Genomic DNA, 545 nt, shown 5'->3' with positions numbered 1-545 from the left:
GCCGGCGCCCAAGAGAAGGCGGATGCGGCGGAAGCGAACGCAAAAGCTTATACGGATCAGCACGCAGCTAAAACAGACAACCCGCATAAGGTCACGAAATCCCAGGTCGGATTAGCTAACGTTGATAATGTGAAGCAGGCGGCAAAGACGGCTTTTGATACGCATGTCGCGGATAATGTACGGCATATTACGGCTGACGAGCGAACAAAGTGGAACGCGGCGCAATTAACAAAAATAACCGCGGATGACGCCGGAGTATCGCTCACGATAGGTGATGGTGATGATTTTTACGACAAGGTCACGAAAAACGGGAAACGATTCGGCACTTTTTACTCCACAGGTAAAGCGCAAAACATACCGACCACTCTCTCGGCAAGAGGGTTATTTCATATGACATCGACCATAAATGGGGTAGGATCGTACGGCTATGTCATAGCTGTTGATTGGAAAAATAACGTTTTTTCAAACTATGTAGACGGAACCCTCGGGTGGCAAGGCTGGCGTCGGTTTCTAACTGATGCGGATATATCTCCGACATGGAACTC

The 545-nt window shown here is 49.0% G+C and carries 1 pseudogene; it reads left to right on the top strand.

The annotated features are described in order from the left end of the window. Positions 1-545: pseudogene (locus AB447_RS27095) on the top strand (hypothetical protein); the annotation flags it as partial.

This window comes from Bacillus glycinifermentans (genome assembly GCF_001042475.2).
Classification (GTDB): Bacteria; Bacillota; Bacilli; order Bacillales; family Bacillaceae; genus Bacillus; species Bacillus glycinifermentans.
This window is presented reverse-complemented; position numbering and strand designations above follow the sequence as displayed.